Below are 17,063 nucleotides of genomic sequence, written 5' to 3'. Positions count from 1 at the left end.
GGTGATCCCCATCTTAGATTGAAATACCTTTGTAAGTATGCTACGTTGGATTATTTTTGTCATCGCTTACATTGTTATGGGTCTCTATACTTTGCAGGCACTAAAAACTGTAACCAGATACCCTTGGGTATACTATCTTTTTATTACTGTTGCCGTACTGGTACTTGGTAATTTTATCTATCAATTTACATTTGGCGAAGAAGAGGGAAGGGTTTTAAGCAGGGCTAAAAGTTATGCCTTTGGGCTACTTTTGACCGTATTGGCATTTGAAATGGTTACGATTCTTTTTCTTTTGTCCGAAGATATTTTTAGAGTTATCTCTAGCGGATATCAGAAATTCTTTGGTCAAACAAAAGAGTTTACTTTTCCGGAACGTAGAAAGTTTTTGAGCCTTTTGGGGCTTGGTTTGGCCGCAATTCCTTTTGGGGCGCTGTTATATGGGATGTACAAGGGGAAATACAATTTTAAGGTACTCAAATATAATTTGGAGTACGATGATTTGCCCGATTCTTTTGATGGATACCAAATCACTCAGATATCAGATGTACATAGTGGTAGTTTTGACGATAGAAAAAAGATTGAATATGCTGTTGATCTAGTCAATAAGCAGAAAAGCGATGTAATTCTGTTTACTGGTGATATGGTAAATAATATGGCCACGGAAATGGAGCCATGGGCAGACCTTTTCTCTACACTGAATGCCAAAGACGGTAAATTTTCTGTTCTAGGGAACCATGACTATGGGGATTATGTAGATTGGGAAACGGAAGAGGCCAAGCATAAGAATCTGGAAGATTTAAAGATACTACAGCGAAATATGGGCTTTGACCTATTATTGAACGAAAATCGCTATCTGCTAAAAGGTAAGGATAGGATTGCTTTGGTTGGAGTAGAAAACTGGGGTCGTGGTGGTTTTAAAAAAGCAGGAGACCTTAAAAAAGCAGTTTTCAATGTTGGTAAAGACGATTTTAAGATTCTTATGAGCCATGATCCTTCGCATTGGGAAGATGTTGTATTACATGATGATTACCATTATCATCTTACATTAAGTGGACATACACATGGGATGCAATTTGGAATAGAAATACCGGGTTGGATTAAATGGAGTCCCGTAAAATGGAGATATAAATATTGGGCAGGTATCTATCAAGAACTTGGCCAATATATAAATGTAAATAGAGGTTTTGGCTTTTTAGGCTATCCAGGCAGAGTGGGTATATGGCCTGAAATAACCGTGATTACCCTTAAAAAGAAAGCTTAACACGATTTTAACGCGGCCTAAAGCCTATAAAATTTGGGCTATAGGTGGCAATTTAACATTTTTTCTTACTTTTGGATCCTAACCCAATAACTACGTATGTCAAAGTTTGGTGAACTCATAGATTTAAAAATTCCTGTTCTTTTGGATTTTTATGCGGATTGGAACGAGCAATCCAATGCAATGCATGCTGTTCTACGTGATGTAGCCGCTGCTTTGGGGGATAAAGGCAAGGTTATAAAAATTGATGTGGACAAGAACAAAGAGCTTGCACAAGCGCTTCGTGTTAAAGGACTTCCTACATTAATGATTTATAAAAAAGGTGAAATGGTATGGCGCCAAAGTGGAGAGCAAGATGCTAATACGCTTATTGGTATTTTAAACGAGTACCTTTAGTTTGTACCTGTTGAAAGTATTAAAAAACTGAATTATTTTTCTGTTCAGATAGCTTAAAATATAAAAGGCCCTTTCATCAATGATGAAAGAGCCTTTTTTTAGTTCTTGTTAACCGAAGTTTAGTTCGTGGCCGGTACAAGTGTTGTGTCCGGCACCTTATCACCCGTAGTAGCTGCGTCTATAGCAGTGGTGTCCGATACAGGTACAGTGTCTGCCATGTCCGGGTTCTGGCCTGGCTCTAAATCATCTTCCTGTAAAATATTGTCTTTGTAGAAATGTTTGAATTTGTCTATGTATTCATTGAAGATTAACGTTTCCTTTTCAGCCATTTCGCGATCGTTGTTGCCGATTAATATGTCAATATTTCTTCTATAACCCTCCATGTCGGCAATTATCTCATCTATTTTCTCATATTGCTCTTCAAGTGGTATACCGGCATAGTACTCCAAGCGGTCTTGGTAGATATATTTTAACTTTCCAAAAAGCTCCCTTGCTTTGGTGGTTTCACCTACTTTATAATACCCATCAACAAAAGGCTCCACAAAAGTATAGTAGCCGAAATACTCAACGGGAAGGTTTGTTATCGAAAGGTCGATAATGTCCTTCGCCTTTTCTATTTTATCTTCTTTTAGTAATTGTTCCAGTAATCTCGCCAAGTTGCTACGGTAAGATAGGCCCTGAATACGTGTTTGAGGATCGTGATAAATGTCTGAGCTTCCAGAGTTGCCCCAATCCCAATTAGTTACCACATCGTACATAAGGTCAGAATCAATACGCCCCATTTCAAAAGAATTTCTACGCTCCGTTTTAATGGGCACTAATTTGTAAGCCATACCATCTAGCTGCAAATAGTCTTTCATCCAAATAAATTCAGCATCGTCAAAACTTCCGCCTGAAAAATAAATAGGGCGTGTCCAGTCATTGTTAGCTATGATGTCCAGCATCATCATGCTTTTCTTGGTAATCGCACTTTTAGGTAGGTCAATATCAATATAATCAACAATTAGTGCTGAGTCTTTTGCTTTTACCAACCCGCTTTCTAGAACGTTAGTTTTGTTAACAGGTATACGAAGCTTATTAGTAGGGTAGTAAACAATGTTTTGGCTACTTTCGGAATAAGCGTCCATGTCAATATTTTCTTGTCGTTCTAAAATGTATTTCAATTTCGTTTGCGGATTGTCACTATCTACCCACTTAATGAAATCTTGGATGGACCATCTGCTTTCCGATATTTTCTTATTGAAAAGTGGGTCTACCGTTTGATAGTAAAGTACATCACGAGATCCCCAACGATATTTATCATGGGCAATTTGTGATGGGATAGCTTCGCTTTCGTAAGCCTTTCGCTTCATTTGGTCAATGTACCAATCTGTTTCAAAAAGACTGGTACAGACTATACGCACATCTGTTCTGTAGCCTTCAATTTCCTGGGCATACCAAAGCGGGAAGGTGTCGTTATCCCCAATAGTAAACAATATGGCGCCTGAATCTTCTTGGCACGAATCTAAATAGGCTTTCGCGGACGAATTGGCGGTATACCGATTAGATCTATCATGGTCGTCCCAGTTTTGTACGGCCATTACCGTAGGCACTGCCAAAAGACAAACTAGTGTTACTGCCGGGGCTAATATTTTAGGGCTGAGGTATTTTTTGAGTTCATCAAAGAGTCCATAAACTCCTAAACCTATCCATATGCCAAAGACATAAAAAGAGCCTACAAGCGAGTAGTCTCTTTCTCTTGGTTGAAAAATGTAAGGGTTGGTATAGAACTGTATTGCGAGGCCTGTAAATAAAAAGAATATTAAAAGAACCCAAAACTGTTTTGGGTTTTTGCTTATTTGAAACAAAATACCAACAATCCCTAGGATAAGTGGAAGCAGGAAATAGGTGTTTCTTGCCTTATTGTTCTTGACTTCATCAGGAAGATTGGTTTGACTTCCCAAACGGGGGCTGTCTACTAAGTTAATACCACTTAGCCATTCGCCATTTCCGTTATATCTACCTTGAACATCATTATTTTTGCCAGTAAAGTTCCACATAAAATAACGCCAATACATGTATCCAAATTGAAATTGAACCATGTATTTAATGTTTTGCCAAACGGAAGGTGGTTCGACTTCAAGGTAATCACTAAATCGCCTTAAAAAGCTAATGTACTGTTCTGCATCTATTTCGCCATTGGCAAAACCATCCTTAACTTGGGCAACTGCTTGTCTGAGTTCTTCGTTGGACTGCGTCATTCTAAAATCTAACGGTCCAAAATATTTCATGTAGTTCTCGGCATTTTGCCCACTCCACATACGGGGTAAGAAACCAATATGTTCAGGGTCATCTCCGGGAATAGCACCTTTGTAGTAATTTACAATTACATACTTCCCTAGTTTCTCATCTTTCTCATATTTAGGGGCTTCGTCTTTGTCTTCACCGCCAACCCCAAAAGTGTTGGAGTAGTAAGTTCCATAAACAGGACTGTCAACACCAGGGTACTGTTCACGATTATAATAGGCTAGCAAAGCACGGGCATCTTCAGGATTATTCTCATTAATGACCACTCTTGCATTAGCACGAATTGGTAGCATCATCCAAGATGAAAAACCTAAGAAGAGGAACATCAGGGAAAGAACAATGGTATTTGCTGTTTTATAATTGTTCTTTCTGGTGTAGTTTAAACCAAAATAGAACGTAGCAACAAAAATGAGTCCCATTATAATGGTGCCAGAGTTAAATGGAAGGCCAATGCTGTTGATAAAGAAGACTTCGCTCCAACCAAATAGTTTTAATACATAGGTTAAAGAGAACTTATAGACCAACATCAATACAGCAATAACGGCAATGTTAGCAAGTAGAAAGTTCTTTACCGTGGTTTTTTCGTATGTTTTAAAGTAATAAAGCAATCCTATGGAAGGTATGGCCAAAAAGCCCATAAACTGAACACCAAAGGTAAGACCTACTACGTAGGATATAAGAACTAACCATTTATTTCCTCTAGGGTTTTCTAAATCGTCTGTCCATTTTAGACCAAGCCAAAGCAATAGCGCCATTAATAAACTTGCAGTGGAGTAGACTTCTGTCTCTACCGCATTAAACCAAAAGCTATCCGAAAAAGTAAAGGCAAGGGAGCCAACAATACCAGAACCAAAAATAGCAATGGCCTTACTGTTCGTTATGACATCGTCCTTCCGTTTTATCAGTTTTTGAGTGAGATTTGTAATCGTCCAAAACATAAAAAGGATAGTAAATGCGCTTGATACGCCAGAAACATAGTTCACCATGCGGGCCACTTGATCGGGCTCAATGGCAAACATAGCAAAAAAGGCTCCTATCATCTGTAACAGCGGTGCTCCTGGAGGGTGTCCAACCTGAAGTTTGGCTGACGTGGCAATGTATTCGCCGGCATCCCAAAAACTGTTGGTGGGTTCAACGGTGATGGCATAAGTAATAAGGGCAATAAAAAAGACGGACCATCCGAGAAGATTGTCCCATTTTTCGAAGTTCTTTGAAAACATGGACTATGAGGTTTAACCAATGCGGCGAATTTACTAATTTATATAGATATGCATGGGTATTTTTGATAAACCTTTAACAAGACCTTCCAAAGAAGATTATTGAGTTATATACCGTTGCGGCCTTGTTGATGGGGCTTGCACCGTAGAAATGAAACTATTTATATATTTTATATCGTTGAAAATCTGTCTGTTGTATAGATTTTGGATTATTGTTGTAAAAAATGTTTGCTTAAACGAAACTTTGTTTTAAATTTGCACGCTCAAACGCTGAACTAGTTTTAGCGAAAATTACGGTAATGGCCTATGGTGTAATTGGCAACACAGCTGTTTTTGGTACAGTCGTTCTAGGTTCGAGTCCTAGTAGGCCAACAGAGATTTCAAAAAAACCGATACTGAAAAGTATCGGTTTTTTTGTTTTAAGACCTAGGTGTGATGGTCATCTGGTTCTATTTGATCGGAAGAATCTTCTTTACTTTCTTCAATTTCTTTCTTCGTTTGCATTTCTGAAGTTTCTGCTTCGTGTTCGTTAAGCTGGTCTTCCGCTTCGTTGCGTGCTAGGATCTCTTCATCGATCTCATCTAGCATAGTGCCCATTTTCTTTTTGTCTCGTATCATGGCCCAGGTCATGATTAAACTTGTGGCGATAATCACAAATAATAAAATACCCGATTCAAAACCGGCAATTTCGGCTTCCACGGGAATAGCATAAAATAAGAGTATAGTAATGAGTCCTCTGGGGGCAATGAAGGCTTGCGGTAGAATATCCTTTCCTATGAAAACACGTAAAATTAGAAATCGGATGACGTATATAGAGGCGATAATCAGAATACTTACCATGGCCACATTAAGGCTCATTAAAGATGCAAGTACAATGGTAACCCCAAAGATTACAAAGAAAAAGGTACGCACAACAAATGCTGTTTCCAAAGTGATGATGTGCAGTTCATGATAGATTTGGTGCATCTTTTCCTTTTCAAGAAAAATAGCGGTCTTTCCGGGAAAGAACAGTTTTACGTTCGCAATGACCAAACCGAATATCAAAATTATAATTAAAGAGGATAAATGCATCTTTTTCCCAATAGCATAAAGTAACAAGAGTACCGCAATCAATAAAAATTGCTTAGCTTGGCTTTTTATCTTTTGGAAAATAAGAACAAGTGCGTAACTGGCAATAATGGCAATTACAATGGTAAGTACTATATTTCCTGCAAAGGCAACGGGCCCAGAATCGGTTTCGGGATCTAATCCTCCGGTAAGGAAGTAGAACATCATAATACCCATGATATCTGAAAATGTACTTTCGTAAATATGAAATTCTTTCTTATCGTCTCTAAGGCTGCTAACGCTGGGAATGATTATGGCGCTGGACAGAATGGAAAGGGGGGTGGCGTATAACCAAGCAGATTGCATGGTCATGCCGTCAATAAAATGATAGAGTACAAGTGCGGCAACCCAGGCGGAAGCAACAAGCCCTAGAAGGGCAATAGCCATTGATTTTAAAATAGGGATAAGCTTTTCTCGCTTTAGCTCAAGTTCCAATGCGGCTTCCAGTACAATCATTATCAGCCCAACCGTGCCTATTATTTCTAAAGTGCCGCGCAGGTTTTTTTCAAAATCAATTTCAGAACCCATAATGTACTTGAGGCCAAATTGTAATGCTATACCTAGGACAATGAGCATAAGTACAGACGGGATATTGGTTTTTTTAGAGATTCCATTAAACCAAAAAGAGATAATGACTATGGCAGAAGCGCCAATAATCATGTTGTAAGAAGAAAGTATTTCCATGTAATGATAATTTGGTTGGTATAATTTAAATGTACTACTAAATCGTTAATTTAATATGAATTGTTATGATATAAAACTCTTTAAATGAATAGGATATTGTTGGAAACAAAAAAATCGTATATTTGCACCACTGAAAGGATATAAAAGTATTCATGAGGGGACAATTTAGTCCTCTTTTTTATTTCTAAATATTATGCTCAAGAGTAAGGTTGAAGCCCTTTTGAACGATGCCTTAGAGGAAAACGGGTCATTGTTTTTAATCGATTTTTCGATGTCTGCGGACAACGCCATCAAGGTGGTTTTGGATGGAGATGAAGGTGTTACTGTGCAAGACTGTATGAAAATTAGTCGCGCTATTGAAAATGATATAGATCGAGAAGAATATGATTTTTCCTTGGAAGTTGCTTCGGCGGGAGCGGCATCTCCCTTGGTAATGCCAAGGCAGTATACTAAAAATGTTGGGCGAAAGCTTGCAGTGAGAACTGAGGTAGAGACATTTGAGGGAAATTTGACCGGAACTACCGATGATGGTATTGTGCTGGAATGGAAAGCACGGGAACCCAAACCCATTGGAAAAGGGAAAGTTACAGTTCAGAAAAAAGAGCAGATCAGTTTTTCTGATATTAAAGAAGCAAAAGTCATTTTAAAATTTTAAAGGTAATAGTAGCATAATGGAAAATATTGCACTGATTGAGTCTTTTTCGGAATTTAAAGACGACAAATTCATAGATAGGGTAACCTTAATGGCCATTTTGGAAGACGTTTTTCGAAGTGCTCTTAAGAAAAAGTTTGGTTCTGATGATAATTTTGACATCATTATCAACCCGGATAAAGGGGATTTAGAAATCTGGAGAAACCGTGTAGTTGTTGAGGATGGTGAGGTAGAAGAGCCAAATGAAGAGATATCGCTTACCGAAGCACGTAAAATTGAACCAGATTTTGAAGTGGGTGAAGATGTTTCTGAAGAAGTAAAGCTTATTGATTTGGGTAGGAGGGCTATTTTGGCACTTCGGCAAAACTTGATTTCAAAGATTCACGAGCACGACAATACAACAATATATAAGCACTTCAAGGATCTGGAAGGTGAGATTTATACCGCAGAGGTACACCATATTCGTCACAAAGCTATTATTTTATTGGATGACGAAGGAAATGAAATCATCTTACCAAAAGATAGACAGATTCCTTCTGATTTCTTTAGAAAAGGAGATAACGTTCGTGGTGTAATCGAAAGTGTAGAGCTAAAGGGTAGTAAACCAACGATTATTATGTCTAGAAGCTCTCCTAAATTTTTGGAACAATTGTTTTTTCAGGAAATTCCGGAAGTTTACGACGGCCTGATCACTATAAAGAAAGCAGTTCGTATACCAGGAGAAAAAGCAAAAGTTGCAGTCGACTCCTATGATGATCGTATTGATCCTGTTGGTGCCTGTGTAGGTATGAAAGGTTCTAGAATTCATGGTATTGTTCGTGAATTGGGTAATGAGAACATTGATGTTATCAATTGGACGGCTAACCCACAATTAATGGTAACAAGGGCTTTGAGTCCTGCCAGGGTTTCTTCTGTAAAGTTGAATGACGAGAAAATGACGGCTCAAGTTTATCTTAGGCCTGAAGAAGTTTCTAAAGCTATTGGCCGTGGGGGTCATAATATTCGTTTAGCAGGTCAATTAACTGGTTATGAGATAGATGTGTTCAGGGAAGGTGTTGAGGAAGATGTAGAATTGACTGAATTTACAGATGAAATCGATGCTTGGATTATTGAAGAATTCAAGAAAATAGGATTGGATACAGCTCGTAGTATATTGGAGCAAGATGTAGCCGATTTGGTGAAGCGTACCGACTTGGAAGAGGAAACTATTTCCGAAGTTGTGCGTATTCTTAAAGAAGAATTGGAAGATTAGCTATGAACTCGTCATGGGTTTTAATACTTTAGCGGAAAATTCTGCTAATGTGTTAGAGTGTAAAACCACATTGGAGTTCTGTATATTAGCAAGGATTAAAGAGAATTAGGAGAAAGTATTTATGGCAGACATTGCAAAAATTAGGCTTAATAAGGTCCTCAAAGAGTTTAATATTTCTTTGGATAGGGCTGTTGATTTTCTTGCCTCTAAAGGGCATGATATCGATGCGCGACCTACTACAAAGATTTCCGATGAGGTTTATGAAGTGCTTCAAGGAGAGTTTCAGACCGATAAGAGCAAAAAAGTCGCCTCCAAAGAAGTGGGTGAAGAAAAGCGAAAGGAAAAAGAAGCTTTGCGATTGCAGTTAGAGCAAGAGCAAGAAGATAGGCGTTTGGCTAGAGAAAAACGTGCTGCTGCGGCAGAAAAGACGTTGGTAGGAAAAGTTGAGCTTCAAGGTCCAAAAACAGTGGGTAAAATTGATCTTGATGGGAATAAAAAAGGCAAGGCCGCTCCTGCTCCTGTTGAGGAAAAAGTTGAGAATGTAGAAAAAGAGGATGGCTCCGAGGTTGAAAAGCCAAAAGAGGTAGAGCTGCCAAAACAGGTAGTAGAGCCACAACCTAAAGTTGAGGAGGAACCTGTTAAAAAAGAGGTTAAAGAGCCTGAGGTAGAAGAAAAAGTAGAAGAAAAGAAACCTGAAGCTCCAAAAGTACCTGAAGTTAAGGTTGAGGATAAACCTAAAGCTGCGGAAGAAAAGAAGGTTCAGGAAGCAAAGCCTGAAGCTGCGGCAGAAGAAACTTCGGAAGAGAAAAAAGACGATGGCGTCTTAACTACGAAATACAAAAAACTTACCGGTCCTAAGATTACGGCCAAAATTGACCTTTCTCAGTTCAATAAGCCTAAAAAGAAGAAAGAGGAGCCTAAAGCTGGTTCTGATGCTGGTGCGGATCGTAAAAAACGACGAAGACGTATAGTTAGTAACCCGGGAAGTGGTAATAAAAGTAATGCGCCAAGACCACGCGGTACTGGCCCAGCTGCCAGAAAAGGTGGTGGAGGTGGAAACCCACGTTATGGAGCTCCAAAAGTAGAGCCTACTGAGGAAGACGTACAAAAACAGATTAGAGAGACCCTAGAGAAATTGCAGGGTAAATCCAAGAAGGGTAAAGGAGCCAAGTATAGAAGAGATAAAAGAGACCAGCACCGCCAACAAACTGAGAAGGATCTTGAGCAACAAGAACTTGAAAGTAAAGTGTTGAAGGTTACGGAATTTGTGACTGTTGGTGAAGTGGCAACCATGATGGGTGTAGGTACTACCGAGATTATATCGGCATGTATGTCACTTGGTATAATGGTTACTATGAACCAGCGTCTAGATGCTGAGACATTATCTATTGTTGCTGATGAGTTTGGTTACGAGGTTGAATTTGTAACTGCCGATCTTGAAGAATCTATAGAGGTAGAAGAAGATGCCCCGGAAGATTTAGTAGCACGCGCACCTATTGTTACGGTAATGGGTCACGTGGATCATGGTAAAACTTCTTTGCTGGATTATGTTAGGGAAGCTAACGTAATTGCAGGGGAAAGCGGTGGAATTACACAGCATATCGGTGCATATGGAGTTACTTTAGAGGGTGGTCAAAAAATCACATTTTTAGATACACCAGGTCACGAAGCTTTTACGGCTATGCGTGCCAGAGGTGCTCAAGTTACTGATATTGCGGTTATTGTAATTGCTGCGGACGATGCTATTATGCCTCAAACGAAAGAAGCGATTAGTCATGCGCAAGCTGCAGGTGTGCCTATTGTATTCGCAATAAACAAGGTAGATAGACCTACGGCCAATCCCGAGAAAATTAAGGATGGCTTGGCTCAAATGAATTTGTTGGTCGAAGATTGGGGCGGTAAAATACAATCGCACGATATTTCGGCAAAAACTGGGCAAGGTGTAAAGGAGTTGCTTGAAAAAGTGCTACTCGAGGCTGAACTATTAGAGCTTAAAGCTAACCCTAATAAAAAAGCTAACGGTACCGTTGTAGAGGCATTTTTGGATAAAGGGCGTGGTTATGTTTCTACTATATTAGTTCAGGGTGGAACTCTTAAGATAGGGGATTACGTTTTGGCTGGTACAAATAGTGGTAAGGTTAAAGCAATGCAGGATGAACGTGGAAATACCGTTAAAGAAGCAGGTCCAGCTACTCCAATATCTATTTTAGGTCTTGATGGCGCGCCACAGGCGGGTGATAAGTTTAATGTACTTGAGGACGAAAGAGAAGCCAAGCAGATTGCTACCAAGCGTTCGCAATTACAGCGTGAGCAGAATGTTAGAACGCAACGTCATATTACATTGGATGAGATTGGAAGACGTATTGCGTTAGGTGACTTTAAAGAGCTTAATATCATTCTTAAAGGTGATGTTGATGGTTCTGTGGAAGCATTAACGGATTCGTTCCAGAAATTATCCACAGAAGAAATACAAGTTAATATTATACATAAAGGAGTTGGTGCAATTACTGAGTCTGATGTATTGTTGGCTTCTGCGTCAGATGCGATTATTATTGGTTTTAACGTAAGACCAATGGGTAACGCAAGAGATGTTGCTGAGAAAGAGGAAATCGATATCAGGATGTACTCTATTATCTATGATGCTATTAATGATCTAAAGGATGCAATGGAGGGAATGTTGTCTCCAGAAATCAAAGAGGAAATTACTGGTACTGCAGAAATTAGAGAAACCTTCAAGATTTCTAAGGTTGGTACAATTGCAGGTTGTATGGTTACTAATGGTAAAATTTTCCGTAACGCGGGAATACGTCTTATTAGGGATGGTGTTGTTGTATATACGGGCGAGTTAACTTCATTAAAACGCTTTAAGGATGATGTTAAAGAAGTGGCCAAAGGTTATGATTGTGGTCTGCAATTAAAGAACTATAATGATATAGTTGAAGGAGATATCGTTGAAGCTTTCAGAGAAGTGGAAGTGAAAAAGAAGTTGAAATCTAAATAAGATATTCAAATTATATAGAGCAAAAAAAATCGACCTTAACGGGTCGATTTTTTTGGTTTTAATAACATAGCATCCGGATATTTTTGCCGGACCTCTTTAAATTTTCTCTCGGCATCCAATTTGTTTTTAAATCTTCCGATCCTTACTCTGTATGTAGGAGAATCAAAATCTATTTTAGAAGGTAGGTCAGGAAAATCTTGTTCTACATTAGCTTGGATTTTCTGAGCTTTACTGTAAGATCCAAAACCAACTTGAATTCGATAATACTCAGAACTTTCATTTGAAGTCTTGTATATTTCTATTAATTCAGTGATTTTTTCGTCTTGTTCAATGTTAATTTGCCCTTGCTGGGCAAATCCAAATGTTAAAGACGCCATAGTAAAACTTAGTGCAAAAATTGTCTTCATTGTAGTGAAATAATTGGGTTCTAATAATTTATGTAAAAGTAGCTTATTCCTCGGCAATGTAAAGGATGGCATATTATTTAGAATAAATATAAATTAGGAATTATCAATCCGTTAACATTTTCAAAATAAAGTCATTTACGTATTTTTGCCTTCGATTTTAGCATAGATAATAACAATACAAGTATTTTCAAAATAATGAAATTATCGTGCCAAGATGTCGATAGAAATAAGATTCATATGAAAAAGGTTCCGTACCGCCATTCGATTTCTAAGGTTTTAGGTGTAACTCTAATTGTTTTCCTGTTATTTTCCGTTTCTATATCCGCTCAAGATGATGCGGCTGAAGGCGACGCTTCTGCTGAGGCGGCCAGCTCTGGTGATACGGCAGGTGATCCAGCAAAGGGTAAAGCGTTGTTTAATCAGAATTGTGCTGCTTGTCATGCCTTAAACCGTAAAATGACTGGTCCAGCTCTTGCTAATGTGGAGACTAGGTTGTCTGATGATGAGGGCTTAGGTCGTGATTGGTTGTATAAATGGATTAAGAACAGTCCTGGTTTGATCGCCTCTGGTGACTCGTATGCCAATGAAGTATATGCAGAATATAACAAGGCGGCGATGACGCCTTTCCCTACTTTGTCGGATGAAGATATCGATAATATTTTGGCTTATACTGCTGCGCCACCAAAAACTGCTGCTCCAGCTGCCGGCGATGCTGCTGCTGTTGGTGCTCCAAGTGCGGGTGCTGCAGATGGTATATCAAACGAAATAATATTAGGTGCTCTAGCATTGGTTTTTGCTCTTTTGGTTGGAATGTTGTTCTTGGTGAACAAGACACTCAGAAGAATTGCTGAGGCAAATGGTGTTGTGTTGGAGGCCGAGGAGTCTCAGAAAAGGTTGCCATTGTGGAAAGCGTTTGCTAAAAATCAGTTTTTGGTTTTGGTGACCGTTATTTTTCTGTTGTTAGGTAGTGCTTATTTTGCATATGGTTGGATGATGCAGGTTGGTGTGGATCAAGGGTACGAACCAATTCAGCCAATTCACTACTCTCACCGTATACATGCGGGCGAAAATAAGATTGAGTGTAAATACTGTCATTCCTCTGCGCGCGTATCAAAACATTCTGGCATTCCTGCGCTCAATGTTTGTATGAACTGTCATAAGTCAATATATCAAGTGGCTGATGAAACCTTGGAAGAGGGTAAACGCGAGTATGGTGTAGATTATAATAAAGAAATAAAGAAGTTGTACGCAGCTGTTGGTTGGGATGAGGAGAATCAAAGTTATACTGGTGAGAGCCAGCCTGTAGAGTGGGTTCGTATTCATAATTTACCGGATTTTGCATATTTTAATCACTCTCAGCACGTAAGTGTGGCTGGTATTGAATGTCAGCAATGTCATGGTCCTGTAGAGGAGATGGAAATCATGTATCAATTTTCGCCGTTAACTATGGGTTGGTGTATTAACTGTCATCGTGAAACCGAGATCAAAGTAGAAGGTAACGCTTACTACGATAAAATTCATACCGAGCTTTCCAAGAAATATGGTGTTGAAAAATTAACAGCCGCACAAATGGGTGGGCTGGAATGTGGAAAGTGTCATTATTAATCGAACTAGAAAGTAGCTAATTACATAAAAACGTATGGCATCAAACAAAAAATATTGGAAAAACGAGGCGGAATTAAATCCGAACGATTCCATTGTTGAGACGCTAAGACAGAACGAATTTGTTGAACAGATTCCAGTGGATGATTTTTTGGGAGATAAAGAAAGTCTATCCGCTACATCTACCAATAGGAGAGATTTTCTCAAGTACGTAGGTTTTAGTACTGCAGCGGCTTCATTAGCTGCTTGCGAAGGACCTGTGCATAAATCTATTCCTTATGTTGTTCAGCCAGAAAATATTGTTCCAGGTGTTGCAAATTATTATGCTACTACCATAGCGAACGGTTTTGACTTTGCAAGTATACTGATAAAGACAAGGGAAGGCCGTCCTATCAAGGTTGAGAATAATAAAGATGCTAAAGTAGCAGGTTCTGCAAACGCAAGGGTTCAGGCATCTGTACTCTCTTTATACGATAGCACTCGTTTGCAAGGGCCTATGGCAAATGGAGAGCCTACCGAATGGTCTGTTCTTGATGCTGCTGTAAAAGCAAAGTTGGGAAGTCTTAAAAATTCTGGTCAGCAAATCGCATTGTTAACGCAGACTTATGCAAGTCCATCTACAGATAGATTAGTGGGGGACTTGAAAGCTGAATATGGTAATGTAAATCATGTGGTTTACGATGCCATTTCCGAAGATGCAGCGGCTAGTGCTTTTGAAGCAAAATACGGTGAGCGTGCATTAGCGGATTATGATTTTGAGAAGGCTGAACTCATAGTATCTTTTGGGGCCGATATCTTAGGAGATTGGCAAGGGGGTAGCTATGATAGTGGTTACGCAAAAGGACGTATCCCTAAGAATGGTAAAATGTCCCGTCACGTGCAGTTTGAGGCGAATATGACCTTGAGTGGAGCGAATGCCGATAAGCGTGTGCCTTTAACGCCAATGCAACAAAAAATAGCTTTAGCTCAGTTGTATGCTAAGTTAAATGGTACAAGTGTTGGTGGTGAGCTTTCTGAAAATGTACAGAAAACCATAGATGATGTTGCGGCTCAGATAAGAAAAAACAGAAGCGGAGCCGTAATAGTTACGGGTCTAGACGATATAAATGCCCAGACAGTTGTTCTTGCGATCAACGAAATGTTGGGAAGCAAGGCGTATGATGCTGCTTCTCCTCGTTATGTAAGACAAGGTAATGTTAAGGCGGTGCAGAAGTTGATTGCCGATATGAAAGCGGGCAAAGTTGGTGCGTTATTGATGGATGGTGTCAACCCTATGTATACTTTGCCAAATGCTGCAGACTTTAAAGAAGGTGTTGAGAAGGTAGGTCTTTCGGTTGTGTTTTCAAATAACTGGAATGAAACTACTGAAGTTGCTCAATATACTGCCGCTGCTAATCATTTCTTGGAGTCTTGGGGTGATACGCAAATTAAAAAGGGCCAGTATAGTTTGGTTCAGCCAACTATAAAAGAGCTATTTGATACAAGGCAGTTCCAGACTGCATTGTTGAAATGGTTAGGTAGTGATAAGAGTTATTATGAGTATGTAAAAGAAACATGGTCTCAATCAATTTTAGCCGGTAACGATTGGAATAAGGCGCTACATGATGGTGTTTATTCTGCGGCTGGTATGACTTTGTCTTCTGATGCAGATCCTGAAAATACAGCTTCTACGGAGGTGGATAAAGAAACAGTTGAGGCTAATGTAATTGAGGAGGTTGCCGCGCAAGCTGGAATTCCTATTGCAACAGCAATCAATAGTTTGGTAAATGCTACGAGCGGTGGGGGAGTTGAACTTACTTTATATCCTAAAACGGGTATGGGAGCAGGTCAACAAGCAAATAACCCTTGGTTACAAGAGTTTCCTGACCCTATAACAAGAGTGTCTTGGGATAACTATGTTACGGTATCCAAAGCAGATGCAGAGCGTTTAGGTTTCGTGAACGAGCATGTGGCTAATGGAGGTTTGGACGGTAGTTATGCGAATGTCACCGTGAATGGAGTTGTAATAAACAATATTCCTGTAATAATACAGCCCGGTCAGGCTATTGGTTCCATAGGTCTCTCTTTGGGTTATGGAAGAAAAGTAGGTATGAAAACCGAAATGCAAACAGGTGTAAATGCCTATCCATTATACCAAGATTTTAACAGCGTTCAAGCTGCTACAATAGAGAAAGCTTCAGGAATGCATGAATTTGCATGTATTCAGTTGCATAAGACCCTAATGGGTAGAGGAGATATCATTAAAGAAACTACTTTAGAGATATTCAATACTAAAAACCATGCAGAATGGAACCCGCAGCCTCAAGTGTCGTTAGATCACCAGGAGGTGCCTGCAACTTCTGTAGATTTATGGGATAGTTTTGATCGTACTATCGGTCATCACTTCAATATGTCCATAGATTTAAATGCTTGTACAGGTTGTGGTGCTTGTGTTATTGCTTGTCATGCAGAAAACAATGTTCCTGTAGTTGGTAAGGAAGAAGTTAGAAAGAGTAGGGATATGCACTGGTTGCGTATTGATAGATATTATTCTTCAGAAGATACTTTTGAGGGGGATAATATTAAGAAAGATGAGTTTGATGGCCTATCTGGTGACAAAGGTTCGTTAGGTGGTTTTGGTGAGTTGGAAGATCCGGCAGCTAATCCGCAAGTAGCTTTTCAGCCTGTAATGTGTCAGCACTGTAACCATGCACCATGTGAAACGGTTTGTCCTGTTGCGGCAACATCTCATAGCCGTCAAGGTCAAAACCATATGGCTTACAACCGTTGTGTAGGTACGAGGTATTGTGCTAACAACTGTCCTTACAAAGTTCGTAGGTTTAACTGGTTCTTGTATAATAACAATGATGAGTTTGATTACCATATGAACAATGACTTGGGCAAGATGGTATTGAATCCTGATGTAAATGTTCGTTCAAGAGGGGTTATAGAAAAATGTTCAATGTGTATTCAGAAGACCCAGAAGTCTATTTTGGATGCTAAAAGAGACGGGCGTCTTGTAAAAGATGAAGAGTTTCAAACAGCATGTTCTTCTGCATGTAGCACAGGGGCTATAATCTTTGGTGATGTTAACGATGAGGAAAGTGAAGTTTCCAAATTAGCAGAGAGTGATCGTATGTACCATTTGTTGGAGCATGTGGGAACTAAGCCAAATGTGTTCTATCATGTGAAAGTGAGAAACACGAACGAAGCATAAAATCG

Annotated in this window: 10 protein-coding genes and 1 tRNA gene; 8 read left to right on the top strand and 3 right to left on the bottom strand. The window is 39.3% G+C overall.

The genetic code is table 11. The features are described 5' to 3' along the window. Positions 1–37 precede the first annotated feature (37 nt). Positions 38–1,261, top strand: a complete 1,224-nt coding sequence (locus KO521_RS13210; protein WP_215940373.1) for a metallophosphoesterase — start codon at positions 38–40, stop codon at positions 1,259–1,261. Between the two features lie 96 nt (positions 1,262–1,357). After that, complete coding sequence (locus tag KO521_RS13205) at positions 1,358–1,654, top strand: thioredoxin family protein (RefSeq protein WP_155594819.1); 297 nt, start codon at positions 1,358–1,360, stop codon at positions 1,652–1,654. A gap of 119 nt (positions 1,655–1,773) precedes the next feature. On the opposite strand, the gene KO521_RS13200 is transcribed toward KO521_RS13205, so the two are convergent. After that, positions 1,774–5,160 (bottom strand): glycosyltransferase family 117 protein, encoded by a 3,387-nt coding sequence (locus tag KO521_RS13200; RefSeq protein ID WP_215940372.1) that lies wholly within the window; start codon positions 5,158–5,160, stop codon positions 1,774–1,776. A gap of 297 nt (positions 5,161–5,457) precedes the next feature. Here KO521_RS13200 and KO521_RS13195 point away from each other — a divergent pair. Then, positions 5,458–5,529: transfer RNA gene (locus tag KO521_RS13195), tRNA-Gln, on the top strand. Between the two features lie 54 nt (positions 5,530–5,583). Here the strand turns inward: KO521_RS13195 and KO521_RS13190 are convergent. Beyond that, positions 5,584–6,948 carry a cation:proton antiporter domain-containing protein gene (locus KO521_RS13190; RefSeq protein WP_215940371.1) on the bottom strand — a complete coding sequence of 455 codons (1,365 nt, stop codon included), beginning with the start codon at positions 6,946–6,948 and terminating at the stop codon, positions 5,584–5,586. Between the two features lie 193 nt (positions 6,949–7,141). On the opposite strand from KO521_RS13190, the gene rimP reads away from it, so the two are divergent. From rimP to infB, 3 genes are all read left to right on the top strand, one after another. Next, positions 7,142–7,603: a ribosome assembly cofactor RimP gene (gene rimP, locus KO521_RS13185; RefSeq protein WP_215940370.1), complete on the top strand. Its 462-nt coding sequence runs from the start codon at positions 7,142–7,144 to the stop codon at positions 7,601–7,603. 16 nt (positions 7,604–7,619) lie between these two features. Then, positions 7,620–8,852 carry a transcription termination factor NusA gene (nusA, locus tag KO521_RS13180; protein ID WP_215940369.1) on the top strand — a complete coding sequence of 411 codons (1,233 nt, stop codon included), beginning with the start codon at positions 7,620–7,622 and terminating at the stop codon, positions 8,850–8,852. 121 nt (positions 8,853–8,973) lie between these two features. Then, positions 8,974–11,853, top strand: coding sequence for a translation initiation factor IF-2 (gene infB, locus KO521_RS13175; RefSeq protein WP_215940368.1), 2,880 nt, complete (start codon positions 8,974–8,976; stop codon positions 11,851–11,853). Positions 11,854–11,888: 35 nt separating this feature from the next. Here the strand turns inward: infB and KO521_RS13170 are convergent, their stop codons facing one another. Continuing rightward, a complete protein-coding gene (locus tag KO521_RS13170; protein ID WP_215940367.1) occupies positions 11,889–12,260 on the bottom strand; it encodes an SPOR domain-containing protein in 372 nt (123 codons plus the stop codon). A 237-nt stretch (positions 12,261–12,497) separates the two neighbouring features. On the opposite strand from KO521_RS13170, the gene KO521_RS13165 reads away from it, so the two are divergent. Beyond that, positions 12,498–13,865, top strand: a complete 1,368-nt coding sequence (locus KO521_RS13165; protein ID WP_215940707.1) for a cytochrome c3 family protein — start codon at positions 12,498–12,500, stop codon at positions 13,863–13,865. A 34-nt stretch (positions 13,866–13,899) separates the two neighbouring features. Further along, the gene (locus KO521_RS13160; RefSeq protein WP_215940366.1) at positions 13,900–17,058 is read left to right on the top strand and encodes a TAT-variant-translocated molybdopterin oxidoreductase; all 3,159 of its coding nucleotides are present in this window, start codon (positions 13,900–13,902) and stop codon (positions 17,056–17,058) included. Positions 17,059–17,063: the final 5 nt, after the last annotated feature.

The sequence above is a fragment of the Zobellia uliginosa genome (genome assembly GCF_018860745.1).
GTDB classification, from domain to species: domain Bacteria; phylum Bacteroidota; class Bacteroidia; order Flavobacteriales; family Flavobacteriaceae; genus Zobellia; species Zobellia uliginosa_B.
Note: the sequence above shows the minus strand (reverse complement) of the source record. Positions and strands in the feature narration are given on the sequence as shown.